Here is a 20,425-nt window from a genome sequence, read left to right on the forward strand (position 1 = left end):
CATTTCATCCGGAGCGGGCATTGTATCCATTACGCACCTCTCAACTTAATAAATTTCCGGATATGAACTACTCTTTTATAACTAATTGGTCTACATGACTGTCATATCTGACAGGTGTGCCGGATTGCTGTTACACGTTTACTGAGCTCTCTTTTCATTGATTGAGCAAAAGTAAATGAATAACTTAAATGATGTGCGTGGTACTCCTGATACTGATTTTGGTGTGCGCAGTGAGGTCGTTTTATACGGAGAACAAGGTCAGAGGCTTCAACCTCGGGTCGTCACTCTTCTCTCAGAACCGAACAGGATTCTTTGCGCAGCAACTGACGAGGAGCGGCAAGAGATTTACCTGTGCATGCTTGATGAGGAAGGAGGTATCGACGAGAGTTTCGGAAAAGCGGGTAGTGTTTTTTTTAAACTCTCGGAGTTTTTTCCTGGGTGGGATTTGCCGCAGCCCTATAGCGTGAAGTTTGATAGTGTTCATGGCAAGTATGTGTTGGGGTTCTTCGCTCGTAAAGACGGCTTTAATCGTGCTACCGGCCTGGCTCGATTCGATTTGAATGGGGAGCTTGATGAAGGGTTTGGCAGCAAAGGAGTCATGTTGTGGAGTCTGGATCTGAAAGAGGTTGTTCCTGCAAGTTCAGATGTTCCAAAGGTGAAGCAACTTCTGGCGGATAAGGGGCGCGACTACCACGGAACTATGGAATTATTGGACGATGGCGGCGTTTTGCTTCTGACTACGCTTGATGAAAGAGGACTTTTCGATAGTGCGTTCCTGGTCAAGTTAAAAAATAATGGTAGTTTGGACGGAGCGTTCGGTAATGGCGGGTACCGATTAGTTTTTCGAGGTTCGTCTGTTTTAGTCATAGGACAGGATATGTTTCGCCAAGGCGATGGTTATATTGTCGCCGCTTCAGAGGGCCTGCGTGATAAAAGTTGGTTTGTTGGCCGGTATGATGCCCGTGGTGATCTTGACTCCAGTTTTGGGGGCGGAGGATATTATGATGGCGCACCTTCGGTTAAAAACTTCATTCTGAAACGCGACGATCGTTCTCAGTTTTATATTATAGGTACTTCGGATAATGGAGTTCCGCAGTATCTGTTTCTCCAGCTTCAACGTCGCGGGCTCAAAGGCGAGGAAGATCCACTTTTTGGCGAACAAGGATGGGGAGGATTTATCAGTGATGATTTCAGCGATATCTATATGACGCAAGCAGCTCTCTATGATTTGAAATCAACTGTTGTGGTTGCAGGTTATGCTTATTTGCGTGGCGGGTCGGATAGCCAGGCATTTATTGCCAGTCTTGAACAAGACATGGGTTGGGACGAGGGGTTTGGTGTTGCTGGAAAGGTTGTATTTCCAAAAGACCAGATTATTCACGATCTCGCTGTTCAGGAAGATCGAAAAATTGTGTTTGTATCCAGTAAAAATAGAGAGAACGGTAGCTTCGCCATTTTCCGTTTGCATGGTTAGCGTATAGAAGCCGCAGTTGTTTATTGGCCATTCGGAACCAATGAATGGCCAATTTTGGGCGATCAATGAAAGTGGTGTTTTGGTGTAATGCGGTACAAATACACACTCAGGATCAGGCCGCTCAGTGAGGCGAGGGCGGCGAACAGGAAGATCGAAGCAAAACCGAAGCCCGCGGCAATCGCCCCGGCCAATGGTCCGGTGATCCCCAGCGACAAATCGATGAACAGCGAATACGCGCCGACCGCCGCGCCACGGCTGGAGGCAGGCACCAGGTTCACCGCTTCCACGCCCAGCGCCGGGAATACCAGCGAGAAGCCGAAACCGCTCAACGCCGCCCCGGCCAGCGCCCAATGCGCATCCGGTGCCAGCCACAGCAGTAACAGGCCGAGGGTTTCCACCGAGAGGCAGGCGATCGCTACGCGGAAGCCGCCGAGGCGGTTGATCAAGTTGCCGAACAGCAGTCGCGCGCCGATGAAGCTGGCGCCGAACAGGCTCAGGCACAGCACCGCGTTATCCCATTGCCGGGTGGCGTAATACAGAGTGATGAAGGTGGCGATGGTGCCGAAACCGATCGAGCCCAGTGCCAGACCGCAGCCGTGCGGGAACACTCGACCGAGCACGTGCATGAATGGCAGGCGCTCGCCGGCGACAATCGGCGCCGCGGTTTTCGGCCAGGCCAGCAGCAGTCCCAGCGCTGCCAGCAGAATGATGCTGACGCCCATGCTCCACAATCCCAACTGGCCGACCAGCCACACACCGAACGGCGCGCCCACCGCGAGCGCGCCGTAACTGGCGATGCCGTTCCACGAAATCACTTTGGCGGTGTTCGCCGCACCAACGCGGCCGATGCCCCAGCCGATAGAGCCGGAGCCGACCAGGCTTTCCGCGCTGCCTAGCACCAGGCGGCCGACCAACAGGCTGATCAGGCTGAGCATCGGCAAATTCGGTGTCCACGCCGAAATCAGCATGAACACGCCACTCAAGCCACAACCGGCCAACCCGATCATCACCGCGCGCTTGCTGCCCTGGTTGTCGATGATCTTGCCGGCGTACGGACGGCTGAGCAGGGTGGCGAGGTATTGCACGCTGATCACCAGCCCGGCGATCACCGCGCCGAAGCCCAGGTCACTGTGGACGTAACCTGGCAACACCGCGAGCGGAATGCCGATGTTCAGATAGCCGATGAAGGTGAAGAGGACGATGGACACGACTTGCAGCGTGACCGCCAGGGGGCGCTGGGGTTGTGGCAGAGAGGACGACATGGGAAACGATCCACGGCAAAGCAGGATTAGATAGGCTGCTTATGATACCGGCGCGGACGCGTCAGGAGCGGGGAAAAGTAAAACTATTTGCCGCAGGGCAGATTCACGACTTGGCCGGGGCGACCAGTTGCGTGGTGACGAGGGCGGCGAGGGCGTTTTCTTCGCTGCCGAAGCGGGCGAGCAGGGCGGCCTGCTTTTCCGGGGAGAGGCGGTTCCAGATCTCGATCATTTTCTCGGTGGCGCCGATCAGGACGGCGGCTTGGCTTTCAGAGAATTCGTCGGTCATGGCGGGCTCGGTTTCAGGCAGTGTGGAAAGCGCATCTTAGCGCTTTCCACACGGTCTGTACGGCGGGGTTTTACTCTTCGCTGTCGGCCTGGCGGCTCTCAACGGCTTGTTTCGGCTCGGGCTGCTGGGCGCCGGCTTGTTGCGTGGTCGTCTGCTCAGGTACGTGCAGGCTTGGGAAGGGGAGATTAGGAATCTCGTGCATGGTTGCGCTCCTCGCTAAGTCTGTTGATAGATCTGGTAGATCCGCGCTTCTTGAAAGCCTGCGCAGGATACAGCAGGAAAAATGACAATCAGACTTTTAATTGAAAATAATGCGACAGATGGCCGCAGGGAGAAGCGCAATAACAAAGGTCGCCGCAAAAACATCTGTAGGAGTGAGCCTGCTCGCGATGGCGGTGTGTCAGTCAACTCATATGCTGGCTGATACGCCGCTATCGCGAGCAGGCTCACTCCTACAGGGGGATTGCGGGGTTATTTGCAGGCGTCGGCGATGGCCTCGGCCAGCAGCGCCAGACGCGTTGCGTCGATCCCGGCGACGTTGGCCCGGCCCGAGCTGACCATGTACACGCTGTGCTGTTCACGCAGTTGTTTGACCTGCTCCGGTGACAGCCCGGTGTAGGAGAACATTCCGCGTTGCACGCCAATGTGCGCAAAACGCTCGCGCAGACCGTGCGGTTCCAGCGCTTCGACCAGACCGCTGCGCAGTTGCGCGATGCGCAAGCGCATGGCTTCCACTTCGTCGGCCCAGCGCGCTTTCAGCTCCGGGTCGGCGAGGATGGTCGCGACCACGGCCGCACCGTGATCCGGTGGTGTCGACCACAGGTTGCGGGCGATGTGCGCCAGTTGGCTGCGGATGTCGATCAGCTTGTCAGCGGTTTTCGCGCAGACAATCAGAGCCCCGGTACGGTCGCGGTACAGGCCGAAGTTTTTCGAGCAGGAGCTGGTAATCAGCAGCTCGGGTACTTCGGCGGCGAACAGTCGGGTCGACCACGCGTCCTGCTCCAGACCGTCGCCAAAGCCCTGGTAGGCAAAGTCGATCAGCGGCAGCAGGTCACGGTGGCGCACCACGTCGAGCACGCGCTGCCAGTCATCGTGGCTCAGGTCGAAACCGGTCGGGTTGTGGCAGCACGCATGGAGCAGCACCACGTCGCCCTTCGGCACTTCGTTGAGCACGGCGAGCATCGCATCGACGTCGAGGCGGTTGTCGCTGCCCACGTACGGGTAGTGACTGACCTTGACCCCGGCCGTTGCGAAAATCGTTTCGTGGATCGGCCAGGTCGGGTTGCTCAGCCACACGCCCTTGCCCGGCAGGCATTGGGCGATGAAGTCGGCCGCCAGACGCAGCGCGCCGGTACCGCCCGGAGTCTGGGTGGCGCCGGCGCGCTGGTCGGCGATCAGCTTCGAGTCGGCGCCGAGCACCAGCTCATTGATGACCTTGCCGAACAATGGATTGCCGTGACCGCCGATGTAGGTCTTGGTGTCCTGGCTTTCGACCAGTCGCGCCTCGGCGATTTTCACCGCTTCAGGGATCGGCGTCAGGCCCTGGGCATCCTTGTAGACGCCAACGCCGAGGTCGAACTTGCGCGGGTTAGTGTCCTGCGCATAGGCCTCCATCAAACCGAGGATCGGGTCGCCGGGTACCCGGCCGATGGCGTCGAAGTGCATTACTTGCGTCCTTCTGCGGTCTTGGCCACTTCGTCAGTGCGCGCGGCCATGATGAAGTCGTTGCGGTGCAGGCCCTTGATTGAGTGGCTCCACCAGGTCACGGTGACTTTGCCCCATTCGGTCAGCAGACCCGGGTGGTGACCTTCGGCCTCGGAGATTTCACCGACGGCGTTGGTGAAGGCCAGCGCATGCTTGAAGTTCTTGAACAGGAAGACTTTCTCCAGCTGCATGATGCTGTCGCGTACTTCGATGCTCCAGTCCGGGATCTGCTTGATCAGGATCGGCAGTTCTTCGTCGCTGACTTGTGGCGCATCGGCACGGCAGGCTTCGCAGTGGGCTTGGTTCAAAGTGGACATGGTGTGATTCCTGAAATCGAGTGTGTTTTTTTTATAGAAACTATCGGCCCGTCAATGCCGTCACGCTAAACCAAAGTGGCGGCAACTGACAGACTCAATTCTCAGCAAAAGTCGCGGATCACGCGGCTTTCGGTTTTGGCGGAAACTTCGGTGCGTGCAACCCCAGCTGCATGCCTTGGCGAACCATGGCCATGATGTCTTCATGGGCGACGTCGAACAGACGCTTGAGGTTCGGCAGGACAAAGTACAGCGGCTGCAGGATGTCGATGCGATACGGCGTGCGCATGGCTTCCAGCGGATCGAAGGCCTGATGCTCGGGCTCGTCCGACAGCGAGTAAACGGTCTCCTTCGGCGAGGACAGGATGCCGCCGCCGTAGATGCGTTTGCCTTGCGGGGTATCGACCAGGCCGAACTCGATGGTCATCCAGTACAGGCGCGCCAGGTACACGCGCTCTTCCTTGGTGGCCTGCAGGCCGAGCTTGCCGTAGGTGTGAGTGAATTCGGCGAACCATGGGTTGGTCAGCAGCGGGCAGTGGCCGAAGATCTCGTGAAAAATGTCCGGCTCTTGCAGGTAGTCCAGTTCTTCGCGGGTACGAATGAACGTGGCCACCGGAAACTGTTTGCTGGCGAGCAATTCGAAGAAGGTCTGGAAGGGGATCAGTGCCGGGACGCGGGCAACCTGCCAGCCGGTGGTCTCACCGAGCACCTTGTTGATCTCGCCCAGTTGCGGGATGCGGTCGTGGGGCAGGCCGAGTTTTTCGATACCGTCCAGGTATTCCTGGCACGCGCGACCCTCGATCACTTTCAACTGGCGGGTGATCAGCGTGTTCCACACCGCGTGTTCTTCGGCGGGGTAGTCGATAAAACCTTGCGCATCGGGCTCGCGGGCCACGTATTGCGTCTGCTTCATACTGCTCTCCTGCTAGGGGAATTCGTTCTTGTTATGTCCAGCGATGGGGTCAGGATTACCCGAGAGCGCGGTGGGATGCAGCAGGTTGAACGCGTTCCTGGCAGGAATAATCGCGGGTTTTCGTAAAAAAATCGTTACGCTTTGACTGATATTGCGCATTTGCGGTGATTTGCAGGTTTGAAAAGGGCTATGGCTGTCACATAATCTTGACAACTATCTGTGCGCCTCCACAGAAAAGTCGTGGCGCAACCCCCTGTGGGAGCGGGCTTGCTCGCGAAAGCGGTGTGTCAGCTGCATGAATGGCGACTGACACACCGCTTTCGCGAGCAAGCCCGCTCCTACAGGGATTGTGTTTAACCCCTCACCCTCGTCGGGCCTCTTTATATGCGTATCAAAGTCCACTGCCAGAACCGCATCGGCATCCTGCGCGACATCCTCAACTTGTTAGTGGAGTACGGGATCAACGTTGCGCGCGGTGAGGTCGGGGGTGAGCACGGCAATGCGATCTACCTGCACTGCCCGAACCTGATCAACATTCAGTTCCAGGCGCTGCGGCCGAAGTTCGAGGCGATTGCCGGGGTGTTTGGCGTCAAACGCGTCGGGTTGATGCCCAGCGAGCGTCGGCACATGGAGTTGAACGCGTTGCTCGGCGCGCTGGAGTTCCCGGTGCTGTCGATCGACATGGGCGGCTCGATCGTCGCTGCCAACCGCGCGGCGGCGCAGTTGCTCGGGGTGCGGGTGGATGAGGTGCCGGGGATTCCGCTGTCGCGCTATGCCGAGGATTTCGACCTGCCGGAACTGGTGCGCGCCAACAAGTCGCGAATCAACGGCATGCGCGTCAAGGTCAAGGGCGACATCTTTCTCGCCGACATCGCGCCGCTGCAATCGGAGCACGACGACAGCGAAGCGATGGCCGGTGCGGTACTGACCTTGCACCGCGCCGACCGCGTCGGCGAGCGCATCTATAACGTGCGCAAGCAGGAGCTGCGCGGCTTCGACAGTATCTTTCAGAGCTCGAAAGTGATGGCCGCTGTCGTGCGTGAAGCGCGGCGCATGGCGCCACTGGATGCGCCACTGTTGATCGAAGGTGAAACCGGTACCGGCAAAGAGTTGCTCGCCCGCGCCTGCCACCTCGCCAGTCCGCGCGGGCAGTCGCCGCTGATGGCGCTCAATTGCGCAGGGCTGCCTGAGTCGATGGCCGAGACCGAACTGTTCGGCTACGGCCCCGGCGCGTTCGAAGGCGCGCGTGCCGAAGGCAAGCTCGGTCTGCTGGAGCTGACGGCGGGCGGCACGCTGTTTCTCGATGGCGTCGGTGAAATGAGCCCGCGCTTGCAAGTGAAGTTGCTGCGCTTTCTGCAGGACGGTTGCTTCCGCCGGGTCGGCAGCGACGAAGAGGTGTATCTGGACGTGCGGGTGATCTGCGCGACTCAGGTCGACTTGTCCGAGCTGTGCGCGCGTGGAGAATTTCGTCAGGATCTGTATCACCGCTTGAACGTGCTGTCGCTGCACATCCCGCCGCTGCGCGAATGCCTCGACGGTTTGACCCCGCTGGTGGAACACTTCCTTGATCAGGCCAGCCGCCAGATCGGCTGTTCGCTGCCAAAACTGGCGCCGGCGGCGATGGATCGCCTCAGTCATTACCACTGGCCGGGCAACGTGCGGCAACTGGAGAACGTGCTGTTTCAGGCGGTTTCGCTGTGTGATGGCGGCACGGTCAAGGTCGAGCATATTCGCTTGCCGGACTACGGGGTGCGTCAGCCGCTTGGCGATTTCTCGCTGGAGGGCGGGCTGGACGAGATCGTCGGACGCTTTGAAAAAGCGGTGCTGGAGCGGCTGTATTCCGAGCACCCGAGCAGTCGGCAACTGGGAAAGCGGCTGGGGGTTTCGCACACCACCATTGCTAATAAGCTCCGTGAGTATGAGGTCGGTAAAGACCCAGCCGAGTAACCATTGTGGCGAGGGAGCTTGCTCCCGCTGGGTTGCGCAGCAAACCCAAATTCGTTCAACAAGGTGAATCAGACATGCCGCATTCGCCGGGTTTACGACTGCTTCGCAGCCGAGCGGGAGCAAGCTCCCTCGCCACAGGTTTTTTACGGGTCTTCGAAATCCGGGATTGCCGCCAAGCGGCATAACACCGCCGGTTTTTCGACTTCGATACATTTCAGATTTCCCCGCAAAACCCCTCAAGTCCTTTGTTTACCGGGCCGCGAGCCGCCAGAAAAAAGTTGGTCTGCAAATTGCTTATGGCTCAGCAGTACAGCGGTGGGCGGCAAACGTCCGGCATGCAGAGGAAAGAGTGTGGACAAGTACCTTTATGTGGCAATGACCGGCGCCAGTCAGAACGCGCTGGCGCAAAAGGCCCATGCCAACAACCTGGCGAACATTTCCACCAATGGTTTTCAGCGCGACCTGGAGCAGGCGCGTTCGATGCCGGTGTTCGGTGACAGCTTTCCGGCGCGTGCGTTTGCCATGAGCGAACGGCCCGCCACCGACTTTACCGCAGGCTCGCTGGTGCAGACCGGGCGTGACCTCGACGTGGCCGTGACCGGCAACGGCTTTATTGCCGTGCAGAACCCTAACGGTGGCGAAAGCTACGTGCGCACCGGCAGTCTCAACATCGACGCCCTCGGCGTATTGCGCGCCGGCAACGGCATGCCGGTACTTGGCAATGGCGGTCCGATCGCCGTGCCGCCGGAGCAGCAGGTCGAAGTCGGTGAAGACGGCACCATCAGTATTCGTGCGATGGGCGAAGGCCCGCGCGTCATGGCGGAAGTCGACCGGATCAAACTGGTCAACCCGGACATCAAGAACCTCAACAAAGGCCTCGATGGCTCGATCTACACCAAGGACGGCCAGCCGGCGCAGGCCGATGCCAACGTCAAACTGGTGTCGGGTTTCCTTGAGTCGAGCAACGTCAATGCCGTGGAAGAAATGACTTCGGTGCTGGCCCTGGCCAAGCAGTTCGAGTTGCACGTCAAGATGATGAACACCGCCAAAGACGACGACCAGGCCATGGCTCGGGTCTTGCAGATCAGCTAATTATCAGAACGTCGCGCCGTAAAACAGGCGCACGAGGAGAATCGAATGCTTCCGGCTCTATGGGTTGCCAAAACCGGTCTGTCCGCCCAGGACACCAACCTGACCACCATTTCCAACAACCTGGCGAACGTGTCGACCACGGGTTTCAAACGTGACCGTGCCGAGTTCCAGGACCTGCTGTATCAGATCAAGCGTCAGCCAGGCGCCCAGTCGACCCAGGACAGTGAACTGCCGTCGGGTCTGCAACTGGGTACCGGTGTGCGCATCGTCGGCACCCAGAAAAACTTCACCGCCGGCAGCCTGCAAACCACCGAGCAGCCGCTGGACATGGCCATCGACGGTCGCGGTTTCTTCCAGATCCTGCAGCCGGACGGCACCACGTCCTACACCCGTGACGGTACTTTCCACCTCGACTCCAACGGCCAGATCGTCAACGCCAGCGGTTTCGCCCTAGAACCGGCCATCGTCATCCCGAACAACGCGCAGAGCTTCACCGTCGGCACCGACGGCACCGTGTCGATCACGGTGCCAGGCAACCCGGCCGCTCAAGTGATCGGCAACCTGCAAACCGCTGACTTCATCAACCCGGCCGGTCTGCAGGCGGTGGGCAACAACCTGTTCCTGGAAACCGCTGCTTCCGGCGCGCCGCAAATCGGCACCCCGGGCCTGAACGGTTTCGGTACCACCCTGCAGAACACCCTGGAAGGTTCCAACGTCAGCACCGTTGAAGAGATGGTCAACATGATCACCACTCAGCGCGCCTATGAGATGAACTCCAAGGTGATCTCCACCGCCGACCAGATGCTCTCGTTCGTAACGCAGAATCTGTAATCAAGTCTATGGGGCGGTCTTGAGGCCGCCAGCAATACCGTGAGGTAGGGTCATGAAACGCTTCGTATCTGTTCTGGCATTGGGTGGGGTCGTCTCGCTCGCGGGCTGTGTCGCCCCGACACCCAAGCCCAATGACCCTTATTACGCTCCGGTGTTGCCGCGCACGCCGTTGCCGGCAGCCGCCAATAACGGCTCGATCTATCAGGCCGGTTTCGAACAGAACCTGTACAGCGACCGCAAGGCGTTCCGGGTCGGTGACATCATCACCATCACCCTGAACGAGCGCACCCAGGCGAGCAAGAACGCCAACTCGCAAATGGACAAGAACAGCGACAACTCGATCGGTCTGACTTCGTTGTTCGGCTCCAGCCTGACCACCAACAACCCGATCGGGGGCAACGACCTGAGCCTGAACGCCGGTTATAGCGCCGACCGCTCGACCAAGGGCGACGCCAAGTCCGGGCAGAGCAACAGCCTGACCGGTTCGATCACCGTGACCGTCGCGGATGTGCTGCCCAACGGCATCATCGCTGTGCGTGGCGAGAAGTGGCTGACCCTCAACACCGGTGACGAACTGGTGCGCATTGCCGGCATGGTTCGTGCCGATGACATCGCCACCGATAACACCGTGTCGTCGACGCGTGTTGCCGATGCACGCATCACCTACTCGGGTACCGGCGCGTTCGCCGATACGAGTCAGCCAGGCTGGTTCGACCGTTTCTTCCTCAGCCCGCTGTTCCCTTTCTAGGTGGCTACGTTGAATCTGAAAAGCTTCATGCTGGCGGCGGCCATGATGTCCGCTGCCTTTGGTGCTCACGCCGAGCGGTTGAAAGATATCGCCAGCATTTCCGGCGTGCGCTCCAACCAGTTGATCGGTTACGGCCTGGTGGTCGGGCTTAACGGCACCGGCGACCAGACAACGCAAACCCCGTTCACCCTGCAGACCTTCAACAACATGCTCTCGCAGTTCGGCATCAAGGTGCCGCCGGGATCGGGCAACGTGCAGCTGAAAAACGTCGCGGCGGTATCGGTGAGTGCCGATCTGCCGGCGTTCGCCAAACCGGGTCAGCAGGTCGACATCACCGTTTCGTCCATCGGTAACTCCAAGAGCCTGCGCGGCGGCACCCTGTTGCTGACCCCGCTCAAGGGTATCGACGGCAACGTCTACGCCATCGCTCAGGGCAACCTGGTGGTCGGTGGTTTTGATGCCGAAGGGCGTGATGGTTCGAAGATCACCGTCAACGTTCCGTCGGCCGGTCGGATCCCCGGCGGTGCGTCGGTTGAGCGCTCGGTGCCGAGCGGTTTCAACCAGGGCAACAGCCTGACGCTGAACCTCAACCGTTCCGACTTCACCACCGCCAAACGTATCGTCGACAAGATCAACGACATGCTCGGCCCTGGCGTGGCGCAAGCCATCGACGGCGGCTCGATCCGTGTGACGGCGCCGCTCGATCCGAGCCAGCGCGTCGACTATCTGTCGATCCTCGAAAACCTTGAAGTCGACCCGGGTCAGGCGGTGGCGAAAGTCATCATCAACTCGCGTACCGGCACCATCGTCATCGGCCAGAACGTGAAGGTCTCGCCGGCCGCCGTGACCCACGGCAGCCTGACCGTGACCATCACCGAAGACCCGATTGTCAGCCAGCCAGGCCCGTTGTCCAACGGCCAGACTGCTGTGGTGCCGCGTTCGCGGGTGAATGCCGAACAGGAAGCCAAACCGATGTTCAAGTTCGGCCCGGGTACTACCCTCGACGAGATCGTACGGGCGGTGAACCAGGTCGGCGCGGCACCGGGTGACCTGATGGCCATTCTCGAAGCTCTGAAGCAGGCCGGCGCGTTGCAAGCCGACCTGATCGTGATCTGAGGACGCCGACCATGGATATGCGTAAAGGCAGTCTGGTGGGCACCGGCGATTCGGGTTCGTACTCCGACCTCAATCGTCTGAACCAGCTCAAGGTCGGCGACAAGAACAGCGATGCGAACATGCGCAAGGTGGCGCAGGAATTCGAATCGCTGTTCCTCGGCGAGATGCTCAAGTCGATGCGTTCGGCCACCGAGGCACTGGGTAAAGACAACCCGATGAACACCCCGGCGGCCAAGCAATATCAGGAAATGTACGACCAGCAACTGGCGGTGTCGCTGTCCCGCGAGGGCGGTGGTATTGGTCTGGCCGACGTGCTGATGAAGCAGATGTCGAGGGGCAAACCGCTGGCACCGGGTGAGGCTGCGGCTGCGTCCGCCGCCAAGCAAGAGGCGGCGAAAGCCGCTGCGGTGCAGACGCCGATTGCGGCCGGCACGACTGCCACCAATGGGCCGTTATCGCGACTCAATGGCGAGCGTCCGCTGTGGGCGTCGCGTTCCGGGCGTGTCGCCAATACCGAAGCCGTGCACGCCAACGACATGGAGATGATCAACAAGCGTCGTCTGGCGTTGCCACCGAAGCTGGCTGATCGTTTACTCGCAGGTCTTGTGCCTTCCGCCACGCCGACTGCGGCCAATGCCTTGCCGCAACGTGCTGCGACCACGGCCGTCACCGGCGCCGGCCCGCTGTACAACGGCGACTGGCTGAGTCGTGCCGAAGACGCCAAAGCCTCCGGCGGGCAGATGCAGGTTTACGGCCGGGCGATGGCGCAGATTCCGCTGGCGCCGGCCAAGCGCGCTTTCAGCTCCGCCGATGAATTCGTCAACACCATGCTGCCGATGGCCAAAGAGGCCGCCGCGCGTATTGGCGTCGATCCGCGTTACTTGGTGGCACAAGCTGCACTGGAAACCGGTTGGGGCAAATCGGTCATGCGTGCCCAGGATGGCAGTAGCAGCCACAACCTGTTCGGCATCAAGGCCAGCAGCAACTGGACCGGCGATTCGGCCCGGGCGATCACCAGCGAGTTCCGTAACGGGCAGATGGTCAAGGAGACGGCGCAGTTCCGTTCCTATGCCTCGTACAAGGACAGTTTCCACGATCTGGTGACTTTGCTGCAGACCAATAATCGCTATCAAGATGTCGTGAAGTCGGCCGATAACCCAGAACAGTTTGTACGCGAGTTGCAAAAGGCCGGTTACGCGACCGACCCGAACTACGCGACGAAGATTTCGCAGATAGCCAAGCAGATGAACAGTTTCGAAAACTACGCTGCGGCCGGCGTTTCAACGACGCCTCTATAAACACACGGTAAGGTTTGAATCATGAGTTTGCTCAATATCGGGATGTCGGGGTTGTCCGCGAGTTCTTCCTCTCTCGCGACCACAGGTAACAACATTGCCAACGTCGACACCGCCGGTTATTCACGCCAGCAAACCGTGCAGAGCACCAAGTCCTCGCAGCAATTCGGCAACGTCTTCATCGGTACGGGGACGACCCTGGCCGATGTGCGCCGGGTCTACAACTCTTACCTCGAAAACCAGCTGCATACCGCCACCTCGCTCAATAGCGAAGCGGCTGCGTACGGTGCCCAGGCCACTGCGCTGGATGCCTCGATGTCCGATACCAACACCGGCCTGACCGGTGTGCTGCAGAAGTTCTTCACCTCGATGCAGGGCGTGGCGACTTCGGCCACTGACGACACTTCCCGTCAGTCGGTGCTGACCGGTGCGCAGGCGCTGACCAGCCGTTTCAATGCGCTGGCCAAACAGCTGAACGATCAGAACACCACGATCAATGGCAACCTGGGCGACATGACGTCCCAGGTCAACAAGCTGGCCACTTCGATTGCCACGCTCAACCAGAAGATCGGCGAGATTTCCACCAGCGGCGGCCAGCCGAACGATCTGCTCGACAGCCGTAACGAAGCCGTGCGCCAGCTCTCCGAGCTGACCGGGGCGCAGGTCGTCGAACGTGGCACCAGTTTTGACGTGTATATCGGCACCGGCCAGCCGCTGGTGATCGGCAACACCACCAACACCCTGAGCACCGTGCCGAGCAAGGACGATCCGACGCGCATGGCCATTCAGCTGGACCGCGGCTCAAGCGTGATCGACATCACGTCGGCCATGAGCGGTGGCGAAATCGGTGGCCTGCTGACCTATCGCAAAGAAGTGCTCGACCCGGCGCTCAATGAGTTGGGGCGTGTCGCATTGGTGGTGGCCGATCAGGTCAACAGCCAGCAAGCCCAGGGTATCGACAAGAACGGTGACTTCGGCGCAGCAATCTTCAACAACATCAACAGTGCCGCGCTGGTCAGTCAGCGCAGTATTGCGCAGTCGACCAATAGCGCCGGCTCGGGCAACCTCGATGTCACCATCAAGGACACCGGCAAGCTGACCACCAGCGATTACCAGGTGACCTTCACCAGCGCCACCAATTATTCGGTCAAGCGCTCCGACGGTACCGACATGGGGTCGTTCAGCACCACGACCACGCCACCGCCGGTGATCGACGGCTTCACCCTGGCCCTCAACGGCGGCGCCCTGAGCGCTGGCGACACCTTCAAGGTGACCCCGACGCGTAATGCGGCAACCTCCATTCAGACGGTACTGACCGATCCGAAGAAAATCGCCGCGGCGGCACCGTTGACCGGCGTGGCCAGTGCCAACAATTCCGGCACCTACACTCAGCCGACGCTGACCGATTCGATCAACATCTACAACCCGGCGTCGCAGACCGAGTTGCAGAATGCGCTCAAGTATTCGACGCCGGTCAAGCTGGTGTTCGGTGCGGTCGCCAGTGGCAGCCAGTCGTACAACATGGTCGATGCCAAGGGCAACACCATCGGTTCGGGCACCATCGTGCCGGGGCAGGCCAACACCTTGAACCTCAAGGTCGGCATGGTCGACTCCACCGGTGCTCCGGTGATGGACACCACGGTCACGCCGAACGTGCAGAAGACCTTTACTGTACAGACCACCGTGGGCGCGACGCCGAAGTCCGGCGAAACCTTCACCATCAACCTGACCGGCGCGGCGTCTTCGGACAACCGCAACGCACAGGCACTGGTTGGCCTGCAGACCAAGCAGACGGTGGACACTGGCACCGGGAGTAAAGGCATCAGCCTGACCGACGCCTACAACAAGTTGGTGACCAACGTCGGTACCAAGGCTGCACAGAGCAAGTCCGACAATGAAGCCACCTCGGTGATCCTGGATCAGGCCAAAGGCGCGCGTGATTCGCTGTCTCAGGTCAACCTCGATGAAGAGACCGGCAACCTGGTCAAGTATCAGCAGTACTACACAGCGTCTTCGCAGATCATCAAAGCTGCGCAGGAAACCTTCGCCACGCTGATCAACAGTCTTTAAGGAGTCGTAATTCATGCGCATTTCCACCGCCCAGTATTACGCGACGCAAGCTGCTCAATATCAGCGCAACTACAGCAAGACGGTCGCGACCGCCAACGAAGCGAGCAGCCTGCAGCGCATCAACACCGCTGCCGACGATCCGATCGGCGCCGGTCGTCTGCTCAAGCTGGGTCAGCAAAGTGCGATGCTCGACCAGTATCAGGGCAACATCGACACCACCAAGAGCTCGCTGACCGTGCAGGAGTCCACGTTGAACTCCATCACCACGGCTCTGCAGCGCGCCAAGGAAATCGGCCTGGCCGCCAACAACGGTATCGCCACTGACGACAACCGCAAGGCGTACGCGGCGGAACTGAGCCAGATCCAGCAACAAGTGCTGGGCCTGATGAACTCCAAGGATGCCAACGGCAACTATCTGTTCTCAGGTTCCAAGACCGATACCGCGCCGTACTCGCAAAACGTCGACGGCACCTACACCTACAACGGTGACCAGACCCAGATCAACCTGGGCATTGGCGACGGCATGTCGGTCGCGACCAATACCACCGGTTGGGACGCCTTCCAGCAGACCATCAACACCAGCCGTACGCAGACCACCATGACCGCTCCGGCGGTGGATGACGGTCGTGTGGTGCTGTCCAACGGTACGGTCGGCACCGCGGCGACCTACAACGCCAAGTTCACCGGCGGCCAGCCGTACACCGTCAGCTTCCTCAGCAGCACTCAGTTGAAAATCACTGATGCCCTGGGCAACGACGTGACGTCCGAGGCCAGCCAGAACGGCCTGATCAGCAACAGCAATGGCGCCAACCAGACCGTCAGCTTCCGTGGCGTCGACATGAAGTTGAACATCAACCTCAAGGCCGGCGACACCAACCCGGATGCGGTCATCGCCGGTCACAGCTTCCAGCTGTCGGCCACGCCTGACTCGTTTACCACCGCGCGCAGCCCGGGCAACCCGTCGACGGCGGTCATCACCGGTTCCAGCGTGACCAACCAGGCGGCGTACAGCGCGGCCTTCCCGTCGGGCGGCGGCGCGGTGTTGAAGTTCACCAGCGCCACCGATTTCGACCTGTACGCGGCACCGGTCACCGCTGACAGCAAACCGGTGTCGTCGGGCACCATGGTTGGTGGCAACGCGACGGCTGCCGGTGTGACCTTCGCCATCGGCGGTACGCCAGGCGCGGGCGATCAGTTCTCGATCCAGTCCAACAACCACCAGACCCAGAACGTGCTCGACACCCTTGGCCAGATGGTCACGGCGCTGAACCTGCCGGTTGACGGTGATCCGGTGGTCAAACAGAAATTCCAGGGGGCCATGGAGTCGGCGCTGGGCAACCTCGACAGCGCCTCCAACCAGATTGGCGCTGCGGTGACCTCGATCGGTGCTCGCGGCCAGTCTCTGGATGACCAGAACACCACCAACCAGAGCCTGATCCAGGCCAACACCACGACCCAGGGTTCGATTCGTGACTCGGATCCGGCCGAGGTGATGACCCGCCTGACGTTGCAGCAGACCATGCTGCAAGCCTCGCAACTGGCGTTCAGCAAGATCAGTCAGTTGGGTCTGTTCAACAAGATCTGACGTTGGACGGGCGCGCAGGCGCCCGTTTGTCTCGTCCCTCAGTTAATGTTTTTTTGCGGTTTCATGGGCTCGCTTTACCGAGCGGGCTCGTACCGCCTGTGAGCCCGCCGTGAATCCACTTCCTCTCGTCAGTCTGGTCATTCCCGCCTTCAATCCGCGCTTCTTCGAGCGGACTTTGAACAGTGCGGTGAGCCAGACTTATGGCCAGCTCGAAATCATCGTTTGCGACGACAGCCGCGACAGCGAGATTGAAACCATTGTTGCGGCGGTAGTCGAGCAGTCCGGCGTCGCCGTGCGTTACGTGCGCAATCCACGAACGTTGGGGCTGGTCGACAACCTCAAGGCTTGTCTCGAGCAGGCGCAGGGCGAGTACATCAAGTTTCTGTGCGATGACGATCTGCTCTATTCCGCTTGCATCGAGCAGCAGGCCCATGAGATGCAGCGTGAGGAAGTCAGCCTGGTGGTGGCGCAACGGCTGCTCTGGGACGCAAACGACATCATTCTGCCGGCGCGCATTGAAAACACGCCGTTGTCGCCCGTCAGTGGATTGCTCAAGGGCGACGACGTACTGGGCATCTTTGAAAAATTCCCGGTCAACGTGCTCGGTGGCTTCAGTAATGCGCTGATGCGTCGTGCCGACGTCGTCGAGCTGTTGCCGGCATTGACCGAGGACGGCGCCTGCTTCGTCGCAACGCTGGATTTTGCCCTGTACGTCTGCCTGCTGCGGCGTGGCAATCTGGCGGTGTCCAACAGCGTACTCAGCGCCGAGCGCCTCTACCCGGAGCGTCTGAGCGCACAGCAACCGATGAAGGATGCTGCGGAAGTCGAGCGCGAGTGGATTTCGCAAATGCTCAAGGCGCGCAGCGGTGAGTCGGCGCCTGCTCCGGGATGGGTGCGTTATGTGCCGTTGTCCCGGGCCGATGAGTTGCCTCGGGTCTGGCAAGAGTTGCCGCTGAGTCGCACCCTGGGTTCCAAGCAGAGCCGTCAGGAGTGGGGAGTCGGCGTCAACAGCTTCAGCTTCGGCGAACTGTACGCACAGTGGCTGGCATGTCGGGTGCTCACCGAGCAGCAACGCCACTGGTTGCCGGAAACGCTCGCCAGTTGGCCCTGCCAGCCGCGCATCGTACCGATCATCATTGACGGGCAGGGCAGTCGCGATGGTCTGGAGCGCACGTTGGAGGCGCTCGCTGCACAGGATTATCCGCCAGAGCTGATCCTGGTCCTGTCCGTTTCGTGTGCCGAGGCGCGCCTTGATGGGCGAGTGTTCCACATGCCGTTGCAGGATGACGGGCTGGAGCAGATCAACACACTGCTGCCGCAACTCGAAGGGGCTGACTGGTTCTATCTGTTGCAACCAGGCGATCGCCTGGTGGCGCCGGCGTTGCTGGTCATGGCCGACCGGATTGCGCACACCCCGACTCTGACATGTCTGTACAGCGACGAAGGCAGTCTGCGCGACGGCGAGTCGGCAGAGCCTGCGTTCAAGCCGGATTTCAACCTCGACCTGATGCGCAGTTATCCCTATGTCGGGCGCGCCCTGGCATTCAAGCGCGAGCGATTTCTGGCGCTCGGCGGCTTTGCGCCGACGTTTGCCGAACTGGCGCCGCATGATGCGTTGTGGCGGATGGTCGAGAACGACGGCTTGCACGTCGTGGGGCACATCGCTGAAGTGTTGCTCGAGTCCAAGTTCGACCTTTCCCAGTGGCTGACCGAGCCGGGTGTCGTGGCGCAAAGCCCGCGAATTCTCGAAGCGCATCTGCAACGCCTGGGGATTGCCCATGACATCCGCAGTGGCGGCAGCGAACTGCTCAACCGCGTGGATTATCAGCATGCCCGACGTCCGCTGGTGTCGGTGGTGATTGTCACTCAGGACCAGACGGCTGCGTTGCAGCGCTGTGTTGAAACGCTGCTGGAAAAGACTGCCTACACCGAGTACGAATTGCTGCTGGTCGACAACGGCAGCGAAAGCGCCGAGGCGCGGGTGTGGCTGGACGGCATGGCGCAACTGGGCAGCGAGCGGATTCGTGTGCTGAGCTATCCGCAAAAGGGTAACGCGGCGGCCGCGCACAACTTTGCGGTCAGCCATGCGCGTGGCGAGTATGTGTTGCTGCTCAATGCCTTTGCGGTGATCACTCAGCCCGACTGGCTCGACGAACTGCTCAATCATGCGCAACGCCCGGAAGTCGGCGTGGTCGGTGCGAAGCTGTTCAACCCGGACGGTGGTGTGCTGCACGCCGGGCTGATTCTCGGTTTGAACGGACCGGTCGGGCTGCCGTTCTATGGCCAGCCCGTGCAATCGGACGGGTATATGTTCCGCCTGCAAGCGGTGCATGACCTGAGCGCGGTTGGCGGCGATTGCCTGATGATTCGCAAGTCGGTCTTCGACGTTGCCGGTGGGCTCGACGAACAGGATCTGAAGCAGACGCTGAACGTCGTGGATCTGTGTCTGCGGGTCGGCCGCGAAGGCTATCTGGTGGTGTTGAATCCCTACGCCATGCTCGCTGTGGGCGCACGCCCGAGCGCCGCGGCGACGACTGAAGACGAAGCGCTGTTCGCCGAGGAAAGGGAAACCTTCTACCAGCGCTGGTTGCCGACCATCGCCCGTGACCCGGCCTACAACACTAACCTGACTCTGCAGGGTGTCGGTGCCACCAACTTCAGTCTTGAGCCTGGCCTGCGAACCGGTTGGAGTGCCTTTTCCAAAGCGCAGTTGCCGAATGTGCTGGTGGTGCCGATCAACGCCTCGGCCATCGGCCATTACCGCATGAGTCAGCCGATGATCGAGTTGCAGGCGGCTAACAGAGTCGAGGGGCGCATTTGCTATGGTTTGCCGTCGATCATCGATATCGAGCGCCAGTCGCCTGATGTGATCGTGCTGCAAGGGCGCTATTCGGAACACGCCATCGATGAAATCCCGCCACTGAAAAAATACTTCAATGCGCGACGCATCTTCGAACTCGATGACTATGTCATCGACGTTCCTCATCGCAATGCGCACATCCGCAACATGCCGAGCAAGCAGGACATGGAGCGTATGGTGCGACGTGCCATCGGTCTGTGTGATCGTGTGGTCGTATCGACTCAGCCATTGGCCAATGTGCTGTCGGACATGCACCACGACATTCGTGTCGTACCGAACATGCTGTCCAAGGACTTGTGGAGTCACTTGCGCAGTCAACGCCGCACCTCGAAGAAACCACGGGTCGGTTGGGGCGGCGGGACCAGTCACCACGGTGATCTGGCGGTGATCGCCGATGTGGTGCGCGAATTGGCCAACGAAGTCGACTGGGTTTTCTTCGGCATGTGCCCGGATGATCTGCTGCCGTACATGCATGAGTTCCACGGCGTGATCGATCTGGAGATCTATCCGGCGAAGCTGGCCAGCCTGAACCTGGACCTGGCCCTTGCGCCGCTGGAATTCCACGTCTTCAACGACTGCAAAAGCAACTTGCGGCTGCTGGAGTACGGTGCCTGCGGCTATCCGGTGATCTGCACCGACACCGAGGCCTATCGTGGTTATCTGCCGTGTACCCGGATCAAGACCAACAGCACGGACGAGTGGCTGCAAGCGATCCGCATGCACCTGGCCGATCCGGATGCCAGCTACCGCATGGGTGATGAATTGCGTGAGGTGGTGCTGCGTGACTACGTGTTGCGTGGCGATAACCTGCGGTATTGGGAGTATGGCTGGTTGGCGGATTGATCGATTCGCGCACGGCTCCACTGAAAAAACAGGCGACTTTCGAGTCGCCTGTTTTTTTTTGCGTGGCGAAAAGTTTTTGTATCAA

16 protein-coding genes are annotated in these 20,425 nt (G+C 60.0%); 10 read left to right on the plus strand and 6 right to left on the minus strand.

Annotated elements, in window-relative coordinates; translation table 11 throughout:
• The first annotated feature begins 175 nt into the window (after positions 1–175).
• A complete protein-coding gene (locus ACS4NR_RS01970) occupies positions 176–1,474 on the plus strand; it encodes a hypothetical protein (protein WP_456018966.1) in 1,299 nt (432 codons plus the stop codon).
• Between the two features lie 62 nt (positions 1,475–1,536).
• On the opposite strand, the gene ACS4NR_RS01975 is transcribed toward ACS4NR_RS01970, so the two are convergent.
• The 6 genes from ACS4NR_RS01975 to phhA form a co-directional block, all read right to left on the minus strand.
• Positions 1,537–2,736 (minus strand): MFS transporter, encoded by a 1,200-nt coding sequence (locus ACS4NR_RS01975; RefSeq protein WP_456018967.1) that lies wholly within the window; start codon positions 2,734–2,736, stop codon positions 1,537–1,539.
• A 103-nt stretch (positions 2,737–2,839) separates the two neighbouring features.
• Positions 2,840–3,022: a hypothetical protein gene (locus ACS4NR_RS01980; RefSeq protein ID WP_025113527.1), complete on the minus strand. Its 183-nt coding sequence runs from the start codon at positions 3,020–3,022 to the stop codon at positions 2,840–2,842.
• A gap of 70 nt (positions 3,023–3,092) precedes the next feature.
• On the minus strand, positions 3,093–3,224 hold the full coding sequence (locus ACS4NR_RS01985; RefSeq protein WP_456018968.1) for a hypothetical protein: 132 nt from the start codon (positions 3,222–3,224) through the stop codon (positions 3,093–3,095).
• A 269-nt stretch (positions 3,225–3,493) separates the two neighbouring features.
• Positions 3,494–4,687: an amino acid aminotransferase gene (locus ACS4NR_RS01990; RefSeq protein ID WP_456018969.1), complete on the minus strand. Its 1,194-nt coding sequence runs from the start codon at positions 4,685–4,687 to the stop codon at positions 3,494–3,496.
• Positions 4,687–5,043, minus strand: coding sequence for a 4a-hydroxytetrahydrobiopterin dehydratase (locus tag ACS4NR_RS01995; protein ID WP_456018970.1), 357 nt, complete (start codon positions 5,041–5,043; stop codon positions 4,687–4,689). The genes ACS4NR_RS01990 and ACS4NR_RS01995 overlap by 1 nt, the downstream gene beginning before the upstream one ends.
• 118 nt (positions 5,044–5,161) lie before the next feature.
• Positions 5,162–5,953 (minus strand): phenylalanine 4-monooxygenase, encoded by a 792-nt coding sequence (gene phhA, locus ACS4NR_RS02000; protein ID WP_007965510.1) that lies wholly within the window; start codon positions 5,951–5,953, stop codon positions 5,162–5,164.
• 384 nt (positions 5,954–6,337) lie between these two features.
• Here phhA and ACS4NR_RS02005 point away from each other — a divergent pair, with 384 nt between their 5' ends.
• The 9 genes from ACS4NR_RS02005 to ACS4NR_RS02045 all read left to right on the plus strand — a co-directional run bounded on the left by ACS4NR_RS02005 (position 6,338) and on the right by ACS4NR_RS02045 (position 20,340).
• Positions 6,338–7,900 (plus strand): sigma-54-dependent transcriptional regulator, encoded by a 1,563-nt coding sequence (locus ACS4NR_RS02005; protein ID WP_166495454.1) that lies wholly within the window; start codon positions 6,338–6,340, stop codon positions 7,898–7,900.
• A gap of 351 nt (positions 7,901–8,251) precedes the next feature.
• A complete protein-coding gene (locus ACS4NR_RS02010; protein ID WP_456018971.1) occupies positions 8,252–8,992 on the plus strand; it encodes a flagellar basal body rod protein FlgF in 741 nt (246 codons plus the stop codon).
• Positions 8,993–9,037: 45 nt separating this feature from the next.
• Positions 9,038–9,823, plus strand: a complete 786-nt coding sequence (gene flgG, locus ACS4NR_RS02015; RefSeq protein WP_003222804.1) for a flagellar basal-body rod protein FlgG — start codon at positions 9,038–9,040, stop codon at positions 9,821–9,823.
• Between the two features lie 52 nt (positions 9,824–9,875).
• Positions 9,876–10,571 (plus strand): flagellar basal body L-ring protein FlgH, encoded by a 696-nt coding sequence (gene flgH, locus ACS4NR_RS02020; protein ID WP_047600008.1) that lies wholly within the window; start codon positions 9,876–9,878, stop codon positions 10,569–10,571.
• Between the two features lie 27 nt (positions 10,572–10,598).
• Positions 10,599–11,687 carry a flagellar basal body P-ring protein FlgI gene (locus ACS4NR_RS02025; RefSeq protein WP_164747921.1) on the plus strand — a complete coding sequence of 363 codons (1,089 nt, stop codon included), beginning with the start codon at positions 10,599–10,601 and terminating at the stop codon, positions 11,685–11,687.
• 11 nt (positions 11,688–11,698) lie between these two features.
• The gene (flgJ, locus tag ACS4NR_RS02030) at positions 11,699–12,985 is read left to right on the plus strand and encodes a flagellar assembly peptidoglycan hydrolase FlgJ (protein ID WP_095139343.1); all 1,287 of its coding nucleotides are present in this window, start codon (positions 11,699–11,701) and stop codon (positions 12,983–12,985) included.
• Positions 12,986–13,006: 21 nt separating this feature from the next.
• The gene (gene flgK / locus ACS4NR_RS02035) at positions 13,007–15,052 is read left to right on the plus strand and encodes a flagellar hook-associated protein FlgK (protein ID WP_456018972.1); all 2,046 of its coding nucleotides are present in this window, start codon (positions 13,007–13,009) and stop codon (positions 15,050–15,052) included.
• 13 nt (positions 15,053–15,065) lie between these two features.
• The gene (locus tag ACS4NR_RS02040) at positions 15,066–16,637 is read left to right on the plus strand and encodes a flagellar hook-associated protein 3 (protein ID WP_456018973.1); all 1,572 of its coding nucleotides are present in this window, start codon (positions 15,066–15,068) and stop codon (positions 16,635–16,637) included.
• A gap of 109 nt (positions 16,638–16,746) precedes the next feature.
• Complete coding sequence (locus tag ACS4NR_RS02045) at positions 16,747–20,340, plus strand: glycosyltransferase (RefSeq protein ID WP_456018974.1); 3,594 nt, start codon at positions 16,747–16,749, stop codon at positions 20,338–20,340.
• Positions 20,341–20,425 lie beyond the last annotated feature (85 nt).

The sequence above is a fragment of the Pseudomonas sp. JQ36 genome, from assembly GCF_053851495.1.

Excerpts from the sequence above, each read along its gene's own strand:
- ACS4NR_RS01970 (WP_456018966.1), top strand. The coding sequence starts at position 176 with ATGAATAACTTAAATGATGTGCGTGGTACTCCTGATACTGATTTTGGT.
- ACS4NR_RS01975 (WP_456018967.1), bottom strand. The coding sequence starts at position 2,736 with ATGTCGTCCTCTCTGCCACAACCCCAGCGCCCCCTGGCGGTCACGCTG.
- ACS4NR_RS01980 (WP_025113527.1), bottom strand. The coding sequence starts at position 3,022 with ATGACCGACGAATTCTCTGAAAGCCAAGCCGCCGTCCTGATCGGCGCC.
- ACS4NR_RS01985 (WP_456018968.1), bottom strand. The coding sequence starts at position 3,224 with ATGCACGAGATTCCTAATCTCCCCTTCCCAAGCCTGCACGTACCTGAG.
- ACS4NR_RS01990 (WP_456018969.1), bottom strand. The coding sequence starts at position 4,687 with ATGCACTTCGACGCCATCGGCCGGGTACCCGGCGACCCGATCCTCGGT.
- ACS4NR_RS01995 (WP_456018970.1), bottom strand. The coding sequence starts at position 5,043 with ATGTCCACTTTGAACCAAGCCCACTGCGAAGCCTGCCGTGCCGATGCG.
- phhA (WP_007965510.1), bottom strand. The coding sequence starts at position 5,953 with ATGAAGCAGACGCAATACGTGGCCCGCGAGCCCGATGCGCAAGGTTTT.
- ACS4NR_RS02005 (WP_166495454.1), top strand. The coding sequence starts at position 6,338 with ATGCGTATCAAAGTCCACTGCCAGAACCGCATCGGCATCCTGCGCGAC.
- flgG (WP_003222804.1), top strand. The coding sequence starts at position 9,038 with ATGCTTCCGGCTCTATGGGTTGCCAAAACCGGTCTGTCCGCCCAGGAC.
- flgH (WP_047600008.1), top strand. The coding sequence starts at position 9,876 with ATGAAACGCTTCGTATCTGTTCTGGCATTGGGTGGGGTCGTCTCGCTC.
- ACS4NR_RS02025 (WP_164747921.1), top strand. The coding sequence starts at position 10,599 with ATGCTGGCGGCGGCCATGATGTCCGCTGCCTTTGGTGCTCACGCCGAG.
- flgJ (WP_095139343.1), top strand. The coding sequence starts at position 11,699 with ATGGATATGCGTAAAGGCAGTCTGGTGGGCACCGGCGATTCGGGTTCG.
- flgK (WP_456018972.1), top strand. The coding sequence starts at position 13,007 with ATGAGTTTGCTCAATATCGGGATGTCGGGGTTGTCCGCGAGTTCTTCC.
- ACS4NR_RS02040 (WP_456018973.1), top strand. The coding sequence starts at position 15,066 with ATGCGCATTTCCACCGCCCAGTATTACGCGACGCAAGCTGCTCAATAT.